At 49.8% G+C, this 2,823-nt stretch carries 1 protein-coding gene; it reads left to right on the top strand.

Annotation, left to right across the window (positions count from 1 at the left end):
* Positions 1 to 247: 247 nt before the first annotated feature.
* Positions 248 to 2,823, top strand: a 2,576-nt coding sequence (aceE, locus tag V3U24_05190; protein ID MEE9166842.1) for a pyruvate dehydrogenase (acetyl-transferring), homodimeric type, incomplete at its 3' end; no start/stop codon positions are given.

The raw sequence follows: 2,823 nt of genomic DNA on the forward strand, positions 1-2,823 counted from the left end.
CCGCCGAGGATGATCTCACCTCGCAGCCTACAGGTGATGCAGGTGCACGAGTTGCCTGTGGCGTGATAGGGATTGCCAAAGACTAGAACTTGTGACCTGAGGGAGAACAGGTACACAATTCACATGACATCGCGGCATTGTGAGTATCACCGACAAACTTGAGCTATCGGTGAGCAAGGTGCCAAATCACACAGATGATCTAAGGGATAAGAGCGTAGCACAGTGAATTGAAGGAAGGATTATCAGAATGAGCACTGAAAGGACCAACAAAAACAGAGATCCTGGTATTGAAGAGATAGAAACTCTGGAATGGCTGGAGTCTCTCGATTACGTCATTCAAGACGGGGGACCGGATCGCGTAAGGAAGCTGCTCGATGTACTACAAAAGCATGCTTATTCCGAGGGAATTAAATTGCCGTTTTCCGCAAGCACTCCACACATCAATACTATCCCAGTTGAAGAACAACCGACTTACCCGGGCAGCAGGGAGATCGAGAGGCGGATAAAAAGCATCATTCGATGGAATGCCATGGCCATGGTTGTCCGCGCAAACCGGCTGGAAAGTGGCATAGGTGGCCACATCTCCACGTATGCGTCGCAGGCAACGCTGTATGAAGTTGGATTCAATCATTTCTTTCGTGCTCCATCCGATGATTTTAGTGGAGACCAGATCTTCTTCCAGGGACATGCCTCTCCGGGTAACTATGCGAGGGCGTTTCTTGAAGGACGATTATCAGTCGAAGAATTGAAGAATTTCCGTCGCGAGCTTCAGCCCCGCGGCGGACTGCCTTCGTATCCGCACCCCTGGCTCAAGCCAGATTTCTGGCAATTTGCAACCGTTTCTATGGGACTTGGTCCGATTATGGCAATCTACCAGGCACGGTTCAACCGCTATCTGGAAGATCGCGGCCTCAAGCGAAAGGATACTGGAAAAGTGTGGTGCTTTGTGGGGGATGGAGAATCAGATGAGCCGGAAACACTGGGCGCTATAGCTCTTGCAAGCCGGGAGAAACTCGACAATCTTATTTTTGTGATTAACTGCAATCTTCAGCGCCTCGATGGTCCCGTACGAGGTAACGGCAACATCATTCGAGAGTTGGAAACCGTTTTCCGCGGGGCTGGTTGGAACACGATCAAAGTCATTTGGGGGAGCGATTGGGATGAGCTACTTGCCAAAGACAAAGACGGGTTACTTGTGAAGAGGATGGGCGATATTGTTGATGGCGAGTACCAAAATTATGTTGTACGGGGTGGAGCCTACCTTCGCAAGCATTTCTTCGGAAAAGATCCGCGGTTGCTGAAATTAGTCGAGCATATGTCCGATGAGCAGCTCGAGAGACTGCGATTGGGTGGACACGATCCCGAAAAAGTCTATGCGGCTTACAAAGCGGCCGTTGAGCACAAAGGTTCCCCTACTGTCATTCTTGCCCGAACCGTCAAGGGATACGGTTTGGGTGAAGCCGGTGAAGGGAAGAACATTACCCATCAGCAGAAGAAACTGAATGAGCAGGAACTACGCGATTTCCGCTCGCGTTTTGGAATTCCCATTTCCGACAGAGACGTCGATGCCATTACGTTTTTCAGACCTGCCGACGATAGCACGGAAATGCTGTATCTGCACGAGAGAAGAAAACAGCTGTCCGGCTATGTGCCTACCCGAAACATGAAAGCGGAACCGCTAAAGACTCCACCGGAACACCTTTTCGAAGAATTCTATGCAGGAACAAAAGATCGGAAAGTGGCTACCACAATGGCTTTTGCTCGGCTGCTATCAAAGCTCCTAGCAGACAAGAAAATCGGGAAGCTCATTGTGCCGATAATACCGGATGAAGCCCGGACTTTTGGCATGGAGTCTCTCTTCCGTCAAGTCGGCATCTATTCTCATGTTGGGCAGACCTATGAACCAGTAGATAGAGAAAACCTGCTCTATTATAAGGAGGCAAAAGACGGACAAATCCTGGAAGAGGGGATCACAGAAGCGGGTTCAATGTCCTCATTTATTGCTGCGGGGACTGCATTCTCCACGCACAGGCTGAACGCTATCCCATTCTTTGTTTACTATTCGATGTTCGGATTTCAGCGTATTGGAGACTTGATCTGGGCTGCCGCGGATATGCAGACTCGCGGATTCTTGATTGGTGGAACGTCAGGACGAACGACTCTTTCTGGTGAAGGACTGCAGCATCAGGATGGGCAGAGCCATCTTCTCGCCTATCATTACCCTACACTGAAGGCCTACGATCCCGCTTTTGCGTATGAATTAGCAGTAATCATACGTGACGGCATGCGCAGGATGTATGAAGAGCAGGAGAAAGTCTTCTACTACTTGACCGTGATGAATGAAGCGTATGTTCAACCACGCATGCCAGAGGGGGTAAAGGAAGGAATCATAAAGGGAATATACAAGTTCAAGTCCTCCCGGAGACAGAATTCAAGACTCTCTGCGCACCTCATGGGAAGCGGTGCGATACTGAACAAAGCTCTGAAAGCGCAGGAGATCCTCGAAGATACGTATGGTGTTGCAGCAGATGTGTGGAGCGTGACCAGTTACAAAGAGCTTCATCGTGATGCACTCATGGCAGAGAGGTGGAACATGTTCCATCCCGGTGAGGAAGCCAAGGTGCCTTATATTGCTCATGCTCTTAAAGATTCTAAAGGGGTCTTCGTTGCAGCATCAGATTACGTAAAGGCGCTTCCCGAATCCATATCGAAATGGATCCCCGGTTCCCTTGTTTCTCTCGGTACTGACGGATTTGGGAGGAGCGACAGCCGACAGAGCCTGCGTGATTTCTTCGAGGTGGACGAGCGTTATATTACTCTTGC

It is taken from the genome of Candidatus Neomarinimicrobiota bacterium (assembly GCA_036476315.1).
Lineage (GTDB): Bacteria > Fidelibacterota > Marinisomatia > Marinisomatales > S15-B10 > JAZGBI01.